The 18,325-nt window shown below is 65.8% G+C and carries 5 protein-coding genes; all 5 read left to right on the top strand.

The window, feature by feature from the left end:
- The first annotated feature begins 137 nt into the window (after positions 1-137).
- The 5 genes from AC5P9C_RS17650 (at position 138) to AC5P9C_RS17630 (ending at position 18,058) form a co-directional block, all read left to right on the top strand.
- Positions 138-476, top strand: a complete 339-nt coding sequence (locus AC5P9C_RS17650; protein ID WP_004134334.1) for a P-II family nitrogen regulator — start codon at positions 138-140, stop codon at positions 474-476.
- A 22-nt stretch (positions 477-498) separates the two neighbouring features.
- On the top strand, positions 499-1,929 hold the full coding sequence (amt, locus tag AC5P9C_RS17645) for an ammonium transporter (RefSeq protein WP_312580535.1): 1,431 nt from the start codon (positions 499-501) through the stop codon (positions 1,927-1,929).
- Between the two features lie 295 nt (positions 1,930-2,224).
- Complete coding sequence (locus AC5P9C_RS17640; protein WP_495205233.1) at positions 2,225-3,949, top strand: ShlB/FhaC/HecB family hemolysin secretion/activation protein; 1,725 nt, start codon at positions 2,225-2,227, stop codon at positions 3,947-3,949.
- 106 nt (positions 3,950-4,055) lie between these two features.
- Entirely contained in the window at positions 4,056-17,780 is a 13,725-nt protein-coding gene (locus AC5P9C_RS17635; RefSeq protein ID WP_495205232.1) for a hemagglutinin repeat-containing protein, read from the top strand.
- Positions 17,780-18,058: a YrhB domain-containing protein gene (locus AC5P9C_RS17630; protein ID WP_154329821.1), complete on the top strand. Its 279-nt coding sequence runs from the start codon at positions 17,780-17,782 to the stop codon at positions 18,056-18,058. The genes AC5P9C_RS17635 and AC5P9C_RS17630 overlap by 1 nt, the downstream gene beginning before the upstream one ends.
- Positions 18,059-18,325: the final 267 nt, after the last annotated feature.

Raw genomic sequence — 18,325 nt, 5'->3', positions numbered from 1 at the left:
TGCAAGGAGAGAGGCACGGCCGTCCCGGCCCTGTATGTGTCCGGTGCAACAGCCACGGTCATCATCCTGATGACCCGTGGTTGCCTGATGCCAACGCGCGCTGGCGCGCTGGCCCCATCCACCATCGGGACATGCGCATGAAACTGATCTCCGCCATCATCCGACCGTTCAAGCTCGACGAGGTCCGCGAGGCCCTGTCAGATGCAGGCGTGTCGGGCATCACCGTGACCGAAGTGAAAGGTTTCGGTCGCCAGAAGGGCCACACCGAGCTGTATCGCGGCGCCGAGTACGTCGTGGATTTCCTGCCCAAGATCAAGATCGAAACGGTGGTCACCGACGAGCGTGCCGACGCGGTGATCGAAGCGATCCAGTCGTCGGCAGGCACCGGCAAGATCGGTGACGGCAAGATCTTCGTCACCGCCGTTGAACAGGTCATCCGCATCCGCACCGGCGAAATCGGTGCCGACGCGCTGTAACCCCCTTCCGGAGATTCCCCCCATGAAGATGCGACTTCTCACCGGGTGGCAAGCCCGGTTCCACCTGGTGTGCCTGCTGATGCTGCTCAGCGCGCTGGCCGCCGGCGCCTGGCCGGGCAGCGCCCACGCCCAGGCCCAGGTCTCGCCGTTGCCCAGCGAAAGCGTGGCGGTCGAGCCGCTGCACGACGCCGCCGCCGCCGCCGCTGCGCCGGCCGTGGCCGAAGCCGCCGCCGCCTATGATCGTGGCGACGTCGCCTGGATGCTCACCTCCACCCTGCTGGTGCTGTTGATGGTCGTGCCGGGCCTGGCCCTGTTCTATGGCGGCCTGGTGCGTTCGAAGAACGTGCTGTCAGTGCTCAGCCAGATCCTGGTGGTGTTCTCGCTGGTGCTGCTGCTGTGGGTGGCCTATGGCTACAGCGCGGTGTTCAGCGCCGGCAATCCGTTCTTCGGCTCGTTCACCGAATTCGCCTTCCTCAAGGGCTTCACCCCGGAGTCGGTGGGCAACACGCCGATCAAGGGCCTGCCGGATTACCTGTTCGTCGCCTTCCAGTCGACCTTCGCCGGCATCACCACCGCGCTGATCGTCGGCGCATTCGCCGAGCGCATCAAGTTCCGCGCGGTGCTGCTGTTTTCGGCGCTGTGGTTCACCCTCAGCTACATCCCGATGGCACACATCGTCTGGGGCGGCGGCTACCTGGGTGAACTGGGCGCGATCGACTTCGCCGGTGGCACCGTGGTGCACATCAATGCGGGCGTGGCCGGCCTGGTCGGCGCGTGGTTCGTCGGCAAGCGCCTGGGCTACGGCCAGACCGCGCTGAAGCCGCACAACGTACCGTTTACCTACATCGGCGCCATGCTGCTGTGGGTGGGCTGGTTCGGCTTCAATGCCGGTTCCGCCGCCGCCGCCGATACGGTGGCCTCGCTGGCCTTCCTCAACACCGTGCTGGCCACCGCTGCTGCCGTGCTTGGCTGGACCCTGGTGGAGGCGATCGGCAAGGGCAAGCCGTCGGCGCTGGGTGCGGCGTCGGGTGCGGTGGCCGGGCTGGTCGGCATCACCCCGGCCTGTGGCACCGTCGGGCCGCTTGGCGCGATCGTGATCGGCTTCGTCGCCGGCGTGGTCTGCGTGTGGGGCGTGACCGGTCTCAAGCGCCTGCTGAAGGTGGACGACACTGCCGACGTGTTCGGTGTGCATGGTGTCGGCGGCATCGTCGGCGCGATCCTCACCGGCGTGTTCAGTGCACAGTCGCTGGGCGGTACCAAGGCCGATCTGGATATCGCCCACCAGGTGTGGGTGCAGGTGGTCAGCGTCGGCCTGACCGTACTGTGGTCGGCGGTGGTGACCGCGGTCATCCTGCTGGTGGTCAAGGTCGTGGTCGGCCTGCGCGTGACCGAAGAGGCCGAACGCACCGGCCTGGATGTGACTTCGCACGGCGAGTCGGCGTACGAGGCCTGACCGGCTTCACGGTTTCGCGGACGCCTCGTTACTGCCGTCGCACAGGCAGTAGCGGGCGTCCGCCCTCGGCGGCCCTAGGGCCGCCGATGTCTATCCACCGGCTGGCAGCGTCGGAGCAGATTCCGATGGCCGCCGGCTGCCAGAAGCCGCCTCGTCGGACATCACACTTTGCTGGGCAAGGCTTTGGCCCGCGTAGCTTGCCGGCTCTGTCGCCTTCCATGCGATTCCCCTAAAGTGCGGCCTCTTCCAGCCGAATACTCGTCGGACTGGCAGTTATCCGCAGGGAAAGAGCATCGTGAAACAGGGACGTAAGGTACGCAGCCGCGCGTTGCGGTGGCGGTTGTCCGTGGGCGTGGGATTGGCCATCACCGGCCTCCAGGCGCCGGCATGGGCGCAGACGGTGTCGCCGGAGCAGGAACTGCTCCGGCAGCAGGAGCGCGAGCGCCTCCTGCGTGAACAGCAGGAGTCCACGCCGGACGTCCGCCTGCAGCCGGCTACCGAAGACCTCGGCCACCTGCCGATGGAGGAGTCACCGTGCTTCACCATCAACGCCATCGCGCTGCAGGGGGATCTTGCGGACCGCTTCCGCTGGGCGCTGGCGGCAGCTGATCCTCGCAGCGATCCCGCCACCGGGCGCTGCTTGGGCACGGGCGGCGTGGACGTCGTGATGAAGCGCGTTCAGAACGCGATCATCGAGCGCGGCTACGTCACCACCCGCATCCTGGCCGCACCGCAGGACCTGAAGGCCGGCATCCTGACGCTCACGGTCGTGCCAGGGCGCGTCAACGCCATCCGCTTCGCCGATGGAAAAGGCCGCACCCCCGCCCTCTGGAACGCGATGCCGGTGACGCGCGGCGAGGTGCTGAACCTGCGTGACATCGAGCAGGCGCTGGAGAACCTGCAACGCGTGCCGACCGCCTCGGTGGACATACAGATCGCGCCACCAGCCGACGGCGCGGCCGCCAAACCCGGCGAAAGCGACCTGGTGATCAGCTGGAAGCAGGCGCGCCCGGTACGGGTCAATCTGACCCTGGACGATGCCGGCAGCCAGAGCACGGGCAAGATGCAGGCCGGTGCCACGGTGTCGGTGGACAACCCTGCGGGCCTGAGCGATCTGTTCTACATCAACGTGGGCAGATCGGTGTTCAATGGCAGCGAACGTGGCACCGACAGCTGGGCGGCGCACTACAGCCTGCCGCTGGGCGGTTGGTTGCTGGGCGCCAATGCCAGCAAGTACGACTATGAGCAGACCGTTGCCGGTGCGTTCGAGAACTACGTCTACAGCGGCTCCAGCCGCAATGCGGAACTGCGCTTGACCCGCATGCTGTTCCGCAATGCGCACGCCAAGACCAGCATGTACGCGCGTGGCTGGTATCGCGAATCGGACAACTTCATCAACGACACCGAGATCGAAGTGCAGCGCCGCCGCATGGCCGGCTGGGAGCTGGGCCTGGGCCACCGTCACTTCATCGGCAAGGCGACGCTGGATGTGAACCTGGCGTACCGCAAGGGTACCGGTGCCTTCAACGCGTTGCGTGCACCGGAAGAGGCCTTTGGCGAAGGCACGGCGCATGGCCGCATCTATACCGCGGACGCGCAGCTGGTCCTGCCCCTTCAGTGGGGCAAGCAGAGCCTGCGCTACATCGGCAGCTGGCGCGCGCAGTGGAACCGCTCGCCATTGGTGCCGCAGGACCGGTTCTCCATTGGTGGCCGCTACACCGTGCGTGGCTTTGATGGCGAAATGTCGCTGACCGGTGAGCGTGGCTGGTTGCTGCGCAATGAAGTGGGCGTGCCCCTGGGCGGCGGCGTGGAGGCCTACGTTGCCGTTGATCACGGGCGTGTTGCCGGCCCGTCCACGGCGCGATTGCTGGGCAACCGGCTCACCGGTACCGCGCTCGGACTTCGCGGTGGCACCCGCCACATCAACTGGGATGCGTTCGTCGGCAGCCCGCTGTCCAAGCCACGTGGTTTCCAGACCGCCTACACCACGTTCGGAATGAACGTGGGCGTCTCGTTCTGACACCTGCACATGACCGGCCTGCGCAGTCCGCTGCGCGGCCAACACGATGTGGTACCGCGCAGCCTGCTGCGCATACAACCCAACAGCACCGAAAGGAATCAGCGCCGTGAACAAAGTCTACCGTCTGGTCTTCAACCGTACGCTCGGGGTCATGCAGGTGGCGTCCGAGCTGGCCAACGCCGCGCACGGCGGTGCCGACAACCGGGAAGGCCGTACGGTTGGCACGCTGCGTCCGATCAGTTTCGCGCTGTGGCTGATGCTGGGGTGGGTGGGTCTGGTGCAGCCGTTGTCCGCGCAGCAGGCGCCGGCCGACCCGGGCCGAATTGCCGCAGACCCCGGCGCGCCGGCGAACCAGCGCCCGACGGTGATCACCTCGGCCAACGGCACGCCCCAGGTCAACATCACCACGCCCAGCGCTGGCGGCGTGTCGCGCAATACCTACCAGCAGTTCGACGTCGGCCAGCAGGGCGTCATCCTCAACAACTCGCGCGGTGAGGTGCAGACCCAGCTGGGCGGCTGGGTGCAGGGCAATCCGTGGCTGGCCACCGGTAGCGCGCGCGTCATCCTCAACGAGATCAACAGCAGCAATCCGAGCCACCTCAATGGCTACGTGGAAGTGGCGGGTGCGCGGGCGCAGGTGGTCATCGCCAACCCGGCCGGCATCCAGGTCAATGGCGCGGGCTTCCTCAATGCCAGCCGGGTGACCCTCACCACCGGTACGCCGATCGTCACCCAGGGCGTGCTGGACGGGTACCGCGTGGAAGGTGGCAGCATCGGTATCGGTGGCGCAGGCCTGGATACCAGTCGCGCCGACTACACCGACATCATCACCCGTTCGCTGCAGGTCAACGCCGGCATCTGGGCCAACCAGCTGCAGGCCAGCCTGGGCAGCAACGTGGTCAGCGCTGACCACAGCAGCGTGCAGCTGCAGAGTCCTGCATCCGCGGCGCCCACCTTCGCGCTGGATGTGGGCGCGCTGGGCGGCATGTACGCCAATCGCATCTGGCTGGTCGGCAACGAACACGGCCTGGGCGTGAGCAACGCCGGCAAGATCGGCGCGCAGGCCGGCGAGCTGGTCGTCACTGCCGACGGCCGGCTGCAGAACACCGGCGCGATGCATGCGCAACAGGACCTGCGCATCGATGCCAGCGCGGGCATCGCCAATGCCGGCACGCTCAGTGCCGAGCGCGAGCTGCGCCTGCAGACCCCTGCGGATGTCGACAACAGCGGCGGCACCCTCAACGCGCGGCGCATCGAAGTGAATGCCGATGCACTGCGCAATCGTGGCGGCAGCATCGAACAGCTTGGCGCGCAGGTGCTGCAGCTGCAGGCGGCCGACGTCAGCAATCTGCAGGGCCGTATCGGCAACGTGGCCAGTGCGCCGCCGGGTACCAGCACCGGTACCCCGCCTGGCACGGGTACACCGGCAACCGGGACACCGGGTACGGGCAGCCCGGGTACCGGCACGCCAGGCACGGGTACTCCGGGCACCGGCTCTGCTGGCACCGGCACCCCGCCGGTCACGCCGCTTCCGCCGCTGGCGGCCGGTGTGCTCAACATCGCCGGAACGCTGGGCAACGACGGCGGCCGCATCGAAGCCAGTGGCGACCTGCAGCTCAGCGCCCGCAACAGCCTGGACAACAGCGACGGCACCCTGGGCGCAAGCACCCTGCAGGTACAGGGACAGGCGCTGCGCAACATGCGTGGCACCCTGCAGGTCCAGGGCGCGGCCAGCGCGCAGGTGCAACAGCTGGACAACAGCGGCGGCCGCATGACCTTCGCCCGTGGCTTCGAGTTGAAGGCGATGTCGGCGATCAATCGCGGCGGCAGCCTCGCCCACGGTGGCAGCGCCGGGACGACCTGGACGATTGGCCAGCTCGACAACAGCGAGGGCAGCATCTCCAGCAATGCCACGCGCCTGGGTCTGGACATCGGCACCCTGGTCAACACGCGAGGTGGGATCAGCCACGCTGGCAGTGAAGGGCTGTTGCTGCGTGCGGGGGTACTGGACGGTGTGCAGGGCAGCATCGCCACCGCAGGCGCGGCAGACCTGCTGCTGGGCCGTGCCGACCACCGCGGCGCGCAGCTGGTCGCCCGTCAGCTCGAGCTGACCGCACAGGACTTCGACAACCGTGGCGGCCGCGTGCTGTCCACCGGGCTGCAGGCCAGTACGCTCAATGTCCGCAATCACCTGGACAACAGCGACGGTGGCCTGCTGGCCAGCAATGCCGACCTGCAGATCGACGCGGCGTCCTTCGGCAATGCTGCCGGTACCGTGCAGCAGGCGGGCGCCGGCAACCTCCGCATTGCCACCGCCAACCTGCAGGGCCAGGGCGGCACTGTTCTCAGCAACGGCACCCTGCAGCTGCACGGCGATACCCTGAACCTGCGCAACGGCACCACCGCCGCGCAGCGCATCGATGTACGTGCCGGCGACCTGACCACCGCCGGTGGCACGCTGACCTCGACGGGCGGCGACGCGCTGCAGCTGCAGGTATCGCGCACCCTGGACAACAGCGGCGGCACCGTTGGCGCCAATGGTGCGCTGGACATCAACAGTGGCATCCTCATCAACGATGGCGGCAAACTGATCGCCGCAGGCACTGGCACCAGCCGCATCCATGCTAGCCAGCGGTTGCAGAACCAGCGCGGCCTGCTGTCCGGCAATGGCGATCTGGACATCAAGGCCGATGGGCTGCTGAACGAGGGCGGCAGCATCGACCATGCCGGCACCGGCACGCTGCAGATCGAGGCGATCACCGTGCAGGGGGCTGGCGGCAGCATCGCCAGCAACGGCCAGCTGCAGTTGAGCGGGCAGCAGCTGGACCTGCAGAAGGGCAACACCCGCGCCCGTGACGTGAAGATCACGGCCACGGGCCTGGACACCAGCGGCGGCAGCCTGTTGTCCCTGGGCAACAACGCGATGCAGTTGCAGGTGCAGGGCCTGCTGCGCAACGACGGCGGCAGCATCAGCGCCAATGGCGCGCAGCAGATCCAGGCGGGCGCGCTGTCCAACCGCGGCGGTGCGCTCACTTCGGCGGGTACTGCAGCGTCGCAGATCCGGGTCGACGGCACGCTCGATAACAGTGGCGGCAGCATCGCCAGCAACGCGGCCAATCTGCAGCTGAAGAGCGGCGCGCTGGTCAATGCCGGCGGTACCCTCAGCCATGCGGGCAGCGCCGGCCTGGTCATCGATACCGGGCGCCTGGACGGGGCGAAGGGACAGATTGCCACTGCTGGCGCCCTGCAGCTCACTGCGGCCGAGGTCGACCACCAGGACGCATCGCTGGCTGCCGCACAGCTGGATATCACGGCGACCGGGTTGGACAATCGCGGTGGGCGCATCATCGCCACCGGCACCGGCGGCAACACGCTGCGCGTGCAGGGCACGCTGGACAACGGTAATGGCGGCACGCTCGCCAGCAACGGCAACCTGGACGTCCATGCGCGCACCTTCGGCAACGCCGGAGGGACCGTGCAGCAGGCCGGTTCCGGCAGCCTGGTCATCACCACGCAGGACCTGACCGGCGCCGGTGGCACCCTGCTCAGCAACGGTTCGCTGGACCTGCAGGGCGACACCCTCGATCTGCGCGATGGCACCACGACGGCGCAACGCATCAGCATCGCCGGTGACAGCGTGATCACCGCGGGCGGCAATCTGAGCGCGCTCGGCAGCCAGGTGCTCCAGTTGCAGGCCCGCAGCCTGCTCGACAATACCGGCGGAACGCTGGGCAGCAATGGCGCCGTCGACGTGCACGCAGGCCGCTTCGTCAACGACCACGGCAAGTTGATCGCCGCCGGTGACGCTGCATCCGCAATCCGTGCCGCGCAGCTGGAGAACCGCAGCGGCTCGATCTCCGCCAACGGCAACCTGCGCATCGACGCGCAGATGCTGTCGGGCCAGGGCGGCAGCATCGGTGCTGCCCGCGCGCTGTCTCTGCAGGGCGGTTCATTGGATCTCCGCGGCGGCAGCGTGGCGGCCGAGCAGCTCGATATCGTGGCCGACAGCCTGGACAACAGTGCAGGCGCGCTGCGTGCAACCGGCAGCGGAACGCTGGCATTGCAAGTAAGCGGCCGGCTGGCCAACGACGCGGGCACCATCGCCAGCAACGGTGCGCAGCACATTGAAGCCGGTGAGCTCTCCAACCGTGGCGGCACGCTCAGTTCGGCCGGCAGCGCGTCCACTGAGCTGCGCGTCAATGGCCTGTTCGACAACAGCAACGGCACGCTGGCCAGCAATGGTGCGGCGCTGAAGATCGACGCCGGCAGCATGGCCAACGTCAAGGGCACGCTCAGCCATGCCGGCACGCAGGGCCTGCTGCTGCGTACCGGGCAACTGGATGGCCAGGGCGGCACCATTGCCAGCGCAGGGGGCATCACCCTGCAGGCGGTCAGCGTCGACCATCGCGGCGCCACCCTGCAGGCCGAGCGCATCGCGCTGGACGCACAGTCGTTCGACAACCGGGCCGGCAAGGTCATCGCAACCGGTGCCGAGGGCAGCCGGATCGAGGTGGCCGGCACGCTGGACAACGGCGAGGGTGGCCTGCTGGCCAGCAATGGCGACCTGGATGTCCAGGCGGCGGTGTTAGGCAATGCCGGCGGTACCGTGCAGCACGCCGGCGAAGGCGTGCTGTCGATCAACGCCGGAACGCTCAACGGCACGGGCGGCACGCTGGTCAGCAATGGCGGCCTGCTGCTCAAGGGCACCACCACCGACCTGCGGGCGGGTGTCACCTCGGCCAAGCGGATCGAGGTGGAGACCGGCACCCTGATCACCGCCGGCGGCACGCTGACCGCGACCGGCAGTGACATGCTGCGGCTGAGCGCACGCGAACGCATCGACAACAGCGGCGGTACGGTGTCCAGCAACGGCGGCCTGGATCTGCGCAGCGCCGTGCTGGTCAACGCCGGCGGCACGCTGCAGTCCGCGGGTACAGCGGCCAGCCAGCTGAGCATCGGCCAGGACCTCAACAACCGCGGTGGCCGCATCCTGGCCAACGGTGGGCTCGGCATCGCTTCCGGCAGCATCGACAATCAGGGCGGTGTGCTGCACAGCGCTGAACGGCTGGTGGTCAAGGCCGATGGCCTGCTCGACAACAGCAACAAGGGCGTGATTGCCAGTGGCGCGGGCATGCAGGTGTCGGCGGCTTCGCTGGACAACCGCAGCGGCAGCATCGAGCAGGCGGGTGACGGCCTGCTGCAGATCGATGCCACTACGCTGCAGGGCCACGCCGGCCGTATCGTGAGCAACGGCGAGCTGCAGCTGAAGGGCGAGACCGTCGATCTGAGTGCGGGCACCACGGCCGCGCAGCAGGTCAGCATCGAGGTCGGCCAGCTCGACAACACGGGCGGTACGCTGAACGCCACCGGCAACCAGGCGATGTCGCTGCAGGTGCGCGGCGCGCTGGGCAATGACGGCGGCACCATTGCCGCCAACGGCGCGCAGCAGATCAGCGCCAGTTCGCTGTCGAATGCGGGCGGCACGTTGAGCTCGGCAGGTACGTCCGACAGCCGGGTCACCGTCACCGGCCGATTCAACAACGGCGGCGGCACCCTCGCCAGCAATGCCGGCAACCTGCGTCTCGATGCCGGGCAGCTGGTGAACGCTGCGGGCAGCATCGTCCATGCAGGCAAGGGCGTGTTGACCGTGCAGGCCAACCAGCTGGATGGAGCTGCCGGAAGCATCGCCACGGCAGGCGCATTGCAGCTGGATGCGATGACTGTGGACCATCGCGGCGCCACGCTCAGTGCCGATCACTTCAACATCAATGCCGACCGCTTCGACAACCAGAACGGCAAGCTGCTGGCGACGGGCACGCAGGCCAGCAGCGTGCAGGCCACCACCTCACTGGACAATGGCGGCAACGGTCTGATCGCCAGCAATGGCGACTTGGCCCTGACCAGCGCAGTGTTCGGCAATGCTGGCGGCACCGTGCAGCAGGCCGGTACCGGCACGCTGGCCATCAACGCGCACACCTTGAATGGCCAGGGCGGCAAGCTGCTCAGCAATGGCGCCCTGCAGTTGACCGGTGAAACCACCGACCTGAGTGACGGCACGCTGTCGGCTGCCCGCATCGCCGTGGATACCGGCACGCTGCTCAACGCGGGCGGTTCGATCATCGCCTCCGGTCGCGATGCCTTGAAGGTGTCCGCGCGCGAAAGGCTGGACAACACCGGTGGCACGCTTGCCGGCAATGGCACGCTGGATCTGCGCAGCGCGCAGCTGCTCAACAACCGGGGCACGATCCAGGCTGCCGGCGGCGGTGGCAGCACCCTGGCGATCACCCGTGCGCTGGAGAATCGCGGCGGCCGCATCCTGACCACAGGAGACGCCACCCTCACAGCAGGCGCGTTCGACAATCGCGGCGGCACCGTGCACAGCGATGGCACCAGCACGTTGACCGTGCGCGTCGACGGCCTGCTCGAGAACAGCGACAAGGGCACCCTGTCCGCCGGAGGCACGCTGCTGGCCGAGGCACAGTCCATCAACAACGACGGTGGCACCGTGGCGGCTGGTCAGGACATGCAGCTGACCAGCGGTGAAGTGCTGCGCAACCAGGCTGGCCTGGTCCAGGCCGGCAAGCACCTGCAGGTCTCGGCCAGCGGCCTGAACAACACCAGTGGCCGGATCATCGCCAACGACCTGCAGCTGGATACCCGCGGCCAGGCGCTGGACAACCGCAGCGGCATCATTGCCAGCCTTTCCGGAAATGCGGAGCTGCGCAGTGGTGCGCTGGACAATACCGGCGGGTTGTTGCAATCGGCGGCGGCGCTCAGCATCAACACTGGAGGACAGCGGCTGACCAATGCCGGTTCCAATGGCAACGGCATCGTCAGCAGCGGCACGCTGCAGATCCGCAGCGGCGATCTCGACAACCGTGGCGGCGCCGTGTCCGCCAAGTCCGGCGCCGACGTGCAGGCCATCAACATCGACAACAGTGGCGGTGGCTCGCTGGTGAGTGCGGCCGACCTGCTGCTGCGCGCGCAGCAGCTGGCCAACAGCGGTGGCAGCGTGACCGCCGGTGGCAACGCCGATATCGGCTTGCAGGGCGCGCTGCTCAACAGTGGCGGCCTGGTGGCCGCAACCGGCCGCCTCGACCTGCAGGCCAGCCACGTCGACAACCGCAATACGCTCAGCCCGGGCAATGGTCCTGCACTGGGGCTGCAGGGCAAGACCCTGCAGGTAACCACCAGCAACCTGGACAACCAGAACGGCCAGGTGATTGCGGACAACCTCGTGCTGCAGGTGAACCAGCGCCTGGACAACAGCGGTGGCCTGGTGTCGGCGGCCCTGGGCTCCGATGTCCGCGCCGATACCCTGGTCAACAGCGGCGGCACCCTGGTGGCCGGCAGGCAGCAGACCCTCCGCACCCGCGAGATCATCGGTGACGGCCGGCTGATGTCGCAGGGTGACATGACCCTGGAGCTGGGACAGAGCCACACCAACCGTGGCGAGATGGTGGCCAACGGCACGCTGAGCCTGTCCATCCAGGGCAACCTGGACAACACCGGCAAGCTGGCCGGCGCCAACGTCAACATCAATGCGGGCAACATCACCAATGCGTCCACCGGCGAGATCAGCAGCATCGGCCTGACCCGCCTTGCAGCGGGCGGCGCACTGGTCAACTACGGCCTGCTGGACGGCAACGTCACCCATATCACCGCCGCGACCGTCGACAACATCGGCAGCGGCCGCATCTACGGTGACCGCGTCGCCATCCAGGCGGGCTCGCTCAACAACGTGGCGGCCAACATCGGTGGCGTGGACCGTGCAGGCACCATCGCCGCGCGCCAGCGCCTGGACCTCGGCGTCGGCACGCTGACCAACAGCGGCAAGAGCCTGATCTTCAGCGATGGCGACGCCGCCATCGGCGGCTCCCTGAACGGCCTGGCCGCAGTAGGCAGCGCGCAGCGGGTGGACAACATCGGCTCCACCATCGAGGTCAGCGGCAACCTGGATCTGTCCGCGCTGGCAGTGAACAACATCCGCGAGAACGTAGTCGTGGAGAAGGTCACCACCGTGCACGCGCCGGTCCGGCTGGAGCAGCCCGGCTGGTTCAAGAACGCCAACAACAACAACCGCGATTTTAGGGCAACCTCGAACTACCAGCCGTACGAGATCTACTACCTTGATCCGTCGGACATCCTGGAAGACACCCCCTACGTCACCCCGGATGGCCAGCAGATCCGCAAGGCGGTCATCCGGCTGACCAGCAACACCAGCGCCTATGCCTTTGCCCGCGGCGGCGCATATGGTGCGCGCGCTTCACGCGAACGCCTCAACGTGCAGGACGGCACCGTCACGATCTATTACGTCGGCCGTGCCGACAACCGCAACAATCCCGACCAGCTCGGCGCGGGCGCGGAAGATCCCTTCCGCGACCTGTCCGTCCGCGGGGCCGGTTCGCCGCCGATCGAGTACGTGACCGATACCCTCCGGTACAACAACGCCTACGGCACCTGCACCACCACCTGCGTGCAGCTCATCACTTATCCGGACTATGACAATCCGGACGCGACGCTGATCAACATGCAGCGCCACCCGCAGGAGACCAGCGGCAACGAGAAGACCCGTATTGCCACCCGCACCACCGTGGAAGACGTGGTGGTCTCGGCAGGCAACAACGCCGTGATCAATGCGGGCGGCAACATGCGGATCAGCACCGACCGGCTGGAGAACCGTTTCGCCAACATCGCTGCGGGTCGCGACCTGGCCATCGTCGGCCTGAATCGCGATCAATCCGAGGTGATCAATGCGGCCGAGCAGCTGACCCGCACCAGCACCTTCGACAACGTGTCCATCACCTACGGTGGCTCCTCCAGCCGCTGGAAGGCGGCACCGATCACCGAGAAGACCGGCGCGCTGGGTTCGTCGATAACCGCCGGTGGCAAGCTCACCATCGATGTCGGCAACCTGCGCAACGACAACACCGGGGGCAGCAACCCCAACGCCGGTGGTGGCAAGGGCACCGCGCAGGTGGATACCAACGGCCGCGGTGCAGGTGCGGTCGGTCCCGGCGCGGGCAGCGTGCAGGGGCCCGGCCAGAGCACGGGGCAGGGTGCGGGCAGCGTGGACGCGCAGGGGCCGGGCACCGCTGGCGCGGCGCACGGGGCCAACGGCGGCCATCAGCAGGCGGTAGCGCAGGCCGACGGCGTGCGGGCAGACGCGGCGGGTGCCCAGGGCCCCGGCCAGGCCGGCAATGCCGGGGCGGGCGCTGGCACGGCCCAGGACATCAGTGCCACCCAGGCCGGGCAGGCCAATGCCAACGGCCCGGCGGCGGTGCGCGCCGGAGAGCATGCCGGTAGTGGTGGCAATGCCGCGGTGGATGGCAAGCAGGCCACAACGACAACCGGTGCTGATCCGCGCGTGGTGGTCACCACCAACCCGAATGCCAGTGCGCCCACCGCCAGCCTGTTCAATGTGGATGCCAACCGTGGCAACCACATCGTGGAAACCGACCCGCGCTTTACCAGCTATCGTGATTGGCTCAGCTCGGACTACCTTCTGCAGCGCGCAGGCTTCGATCCCGCGCAGACGCAGAAACGTCTGGGTGATGGCTTCTACGAGCAGAAGCTGGTGCGCGAGCAGATCGGAGAACTCACCGGCCGCCGCTTCCTTAGCGGCCACGCCAGCGACGAGGAGCAGTACCGCGCGCTGCTGGAGGCCGGTGCCACGGTGGCGAGCGAATGGGGCCTGCGCCCCGGCGTAGCGCTCACCGCCGAGCAGATGGCACGCCTGACCAGCGACATCGTCTGGCTGGTGGAAAAGGACGTCACCCTGGCCGATGGCTCGGTGGTTCGCGCGCTGGTCCCGCAGGTCTACCTGCGGGTGCTGCCGGGCGACCTTGGCAACGATGGCGCATTGCTGGCCGGCGCGGAGGTGGACGTCAAGCTGCGCGGTGACCTGGTCAACAGCGGCACGATCGCCGGCCGGCAGCTGGTCAGCATCGATGCCGGCAACATCCGCAACCTGTCCGGCGGCCAGATCAGCGGTGCCCAGGTGGGCCTGTCAGCGCGGCAGGACATCGACATCATCGGCAGTACCGTCAAGGCTACCGATGCGCTCGCACTGAAGGCCGGCGGCAACATCACCGTGGCTTCGACTACCACGGAATGGAAGGACCAGGGCGATCGCCTGTCACAGCAGAAGACCACGCTCGATCGCGTGGCTGGCCTGTATGTCACCAATCCCAGCGGCGACGGCGTGCTGTCGGTGGTGGCCGGCGGTGACATCGGCCTCAAGGCGGCGGAGATCCGCAATGCCGGGAAGGATGGCATCACCCAGCTGGTTGCTGGCGGCACCCTGGACCTGGGTGCGCAGACGCTGGGCCAGAGCAGCGCGCTGAACCACGACAACCGCAATCACACCAGCAACAGCCAGACCACGCATGCGGTGTCTTCGATTGAAGGCGCTGGCGATGTGGTGCTGGCAGCGGGCAAGGACATCAACCTGGCTGCAACCCGCATCAAGGCCGATGGCGGCATGGCCCTGCAGGCCGGTGGGGACATCAACAGCCAGGTGCTGGTGGACAGCCGCAGCAGTGACTTCAATGCAGGTGGCAAGCGCAGCTCGCTGCAGATCAGCCAGAGTGATGAGACCGTGCGCGGCAGCCAGCTGTCTGCTGACGGCGGAATCGCACTCAGTGCAGGTCGCGATGTGAACCTGGTAGCCGCGGAGGTACGAAGCGAACAGGACGCGATCAGTATTGGTGCTGGCCGCGATGTGAATCTGACATCCGCGCAGGAAGAGCATACCTGGGAGCAAGACACCGAGCGCAAGAAGCGTGGGCTCACGTCCACTACGCGTACCGCAACGCACGATGCGGCCCAAGACATCCTGGCCATTGGCACGGTTTTGTCGGGTGATCGGATCAGCATCGGCGCAGGTCGTGACATCACAGCCGAGAGCGCCAAGATTGCGGCCACTGGCGACGTAGTGATGGCTGCCAAGGGCAATCTCAGTATTGTTGCTGCGGAGTCCAGTCATTCCGAACAGCACAGTAGCGATCGCAAGAAGTCCGGGCTACTTGGGGGGATGAATGGCAGCTTCGGGGTTACCTTCGGCAGCCGAAGCAGCGGCAACAGCAGTTCCCTGACCGAGACGATCGCGGAAGGAAGCATCGTCGGCAGCGCGCTGGGAAGCGTGACACTAACAGCGGGAGAAACACTGCACATCGGCGGGTCCGATGTTCTCTCCAAGAACGGAATGACGTTGCTTGGCAAGAATGTACGTATCGATTCAGCAGAACAGCACTCGGAGTACAACGACAGGAACTACTTCAGGCAGTCCGGTCTGAATGTTGCTGTGGGCGGTGCGACCGTTGATACGATTCAAAGTGCACGCGCCGTGTACGCCTTCGCCAAGCGCGCAGACGAGGTCGAGGACGATCGCCTCAAGGCGCTCTATGCGTACAAGGCGGCGCAGGGTGCAATCGCGGTGGCCCAGGCTGCGGGGCAGCAGTCGGGCGATGGCGGTGGCGGCGCCGGATTGAACGTCCGGGTGACCGCAGGAACCCAGCGATCCCAGTCGGAAACGACGATGGAGCAGACGACCCATCGTGGCAGCACATTGCACAGTGATGGCGATGTGGTGATCGCAGCCACGGGCGGTGATCTGACCGTGGTGGGCAGTAACGTGTCGGGTCGCAACGTAGATCTTGCGGCGGCCAAGGATCTGATGATCAGAAGCAGCGAGGATCGCTATGCCCAGGACAGCAGAAACCAGTCCCAGGGTGGAGAGATCGGTGTTGCGATCAGTGGAAGCAGCGGCGGTGGTGCAGCGATCGGTGTCTATGTTGGCGCCAATGCCGCGCGTGGCAAGGCCGACGGGAACGGCACCGTCCACAACGAAAGTATCATCAAGGCCGGGGATCGCCTTACGTTTGCGAGTGGTGGAGACACGACTCTGCAGGGCGCACAGCTGGTTGCCAACCAGGTGATTGGCCAGGTTGCGGGCAATCTGACGGTGCGCACAGAGCAGGACACGGATAGATACAAGAGTCAGCAGCTTGCGGCGAAAGGTGAAGCCACGATTGGCTATGGCTTCGAGGGTAGTGCCAGCGGCAGTGCCGCCTTGATTGACAGTGACTACCGTAGCGTCCGTGAGCAGACGGGAATCGCCGCTGGCGACGGGGGCTTCCAGTTGCAGGTGGGGGGCAACACGCATCTGGTCGGGGCCGTCATCGCAAGTACCGCGGATTCCTCGAAGAATCTACTGTCGACGGGTAGCTTGACGGTTGAGGATCTAAACAATCGAGCGGAGTTCCTTTCTGCATCGATCAGTGGCGGTACCAGCGGCGGTGGGAGTCCCTCAGACGGGTTCAATTTCAACCCGTCGGTGATGCCAGGCATGCCAACGGGTGACAGCAGGAGCACCACCACGCGGAGCGGCGTAGCCGACGGCACGATCGATATTAGAAACGGAGACAGCAGCACGCTGGCAGACCTGCAGCGCGGCGTAACCAGTCTGGACAACGCCAACGGGTTTGCGCCCATCTTTGACGAGAAGAAGGTTCAGGAGCGGCAGGAACTCACGCAGATCCTGGGAGAGATCGGTTTCAAGGCCGTTGGCAATCTGGCCTCCAAGAAGAGTGCCCAGGCCAAGGTGGACCTGGAAGTTGCGCGCGCCAATGGTGATGCCGAGGCCGAGGCCGACGCGCTGCGGCGGATCAGCGAGTGGGGTGAAAGCGGGCGCAACAAGGTCTTGCTGCATGGCCTGACAGGCGCTGCCGTTGCGGCATTGAGTGGCGGCGATATTAGTGGCGCCGCTGCGGGTGCCACCGGTGCCGCGCTGGCCAAGGAGGCAATGACGCGTTTCCTCACAGGTCAGGGCATGGATCCGCGAAGTGGTGAGTTCAACAGCTTGATCGAACTCGCCAGTGCTGCGCTGGGCGGGGTCGTGGGTGGTACCGATGGTGCGGGCACGGCGCTGCTGGGAGATCAGTTCAATCGTCAGATGCATTGGGACCAGTACCTGGAAGCTCTGGACGTCTGCAAGTCAAATCCTGCAGTACGAGGTTGTTCCACCATTCTTGAGATGTCGGACAACACCACAGCGGTTGTCATTTCCGATAGCAGCGATGAGGTCGCCTACAAGGTCATCGCCAATCAAAACAAGGAAACCGGTGAGACGGTCAGCTTTACTCTGACGGAGTCCGACGGAACTCCTCGGCTCATCATGCAGAAGGATGAGTACAACGACTTCGTTGCATCTGGACTGCCTCCGCCACTTTGGGGTATGGCACCTGGTTATGCTCTGGACTTGGGATCCTACTTTACGCACGGATTGAGAGGCCAGGTCGGTCAGGCGTTTGGAGATCTGTCCAATATATTCACCAGCGGTGAGTATTGGCGCGATATGGCGATATCGCTGATCACCAGTTCTGTGGGAGTAAAGGGAAGTACTGGTCGAGTGGCCGGGGTGGGTGAAGATGTCGCAGGATCAATCAGGAACGTAAATCCCGGCTTCCCGGCGGCCGGAAGGACTCACAACTGTGTGAACTGTGCGATTGCTACGGATTCGCTTCTCGCCGGAAATCCCGCGTCGGCCTTGCCGATCTATAGCACCAAGGGCGTTTCCATACGGGTGCTTGAAACACAGTTCGGAGGGCGTTTTGGTGCGGCAACGACGCAGCAAGGGGTGATTTCCCAGATGGCTGGTGCCGGCAATGGTGCTCGTGGCATCGTATACGGTACGTATCCATCTGGTCCGCCAGGACACGTCTTCAACGTGGTTAATCAAGGCGGAGTGGTGAGATTCCTGGATGGTCAAACGGGCAAGGTTGTTGATTTTTCAAAGTTCAAAGATGTTCATCTGATGAGGACTAACTAGTGATTGAATTTGAAGATGCGATGCGTAAGGCAGTGGCATATCTTGAGGATTCGGACATTCCTCTCCGAGTAACAAGCTGGGGGCAGTTTTCTGAGGGCTGGTACTTTTGCTACCAGTCAGTGGAGTACTTGGATACCGGTGAATTCTCTGCCCAGTTGGCTGGAAATGCGCCGTTTGTGGTCGATAGGGATTCGGGCGAGGTGTTTGACCTGGGTACGGACAAGCCGGTTGAGGAGTACGTTGTGGATTACGTCAATAATAAGTTGAAGAACAGATGAGCTTGATGGAAGTGCGGTGAAAAGATGAAGATTGAGGTCACTTCTGGTTGCGTGGAAGGGGCGGAGCTCAACGCAGATGCGGCCTCCGATGAGCTGGATGCAAGGAACGTCCTAGTCATTGTTGCAGCGACATCACGTTCCCCCCAACATGTGACTAGCGGGTCAATTGAACGGCACGCCGATCTGAACTCCAGATTCCGAGGAAGCAGATATTGGACGGGGTGAGGCGCTTTTCCGGGGAGCAGATCATCATCAGGCTAGTTGAGT

Source organism: Stenotrophomonas sp. YJH_SMC_10, assembly GCF_059371555.1.
Note: the sequence above shows the minus strand (reverse complement) of the source record. Positions and strands in the feature narration are given on the sequence as shown.

Excerpts from the sequence above, each read along its gene's own strand:
- AC5P9C_RS17650 (WP_004134334.1), top strand. The coding sequence starts at position 138 with ATGAAACTGATCTCCGCCATCATCCGACCGTTCAAGCTCGACGAGGTC.
- amt (WP_312580535.1), top strand. The coding sequence starts at position 499 with ATGAAGATGCGACTTCTCACCGGGTGGCAAGCCCGGTTCCACCTGGTG.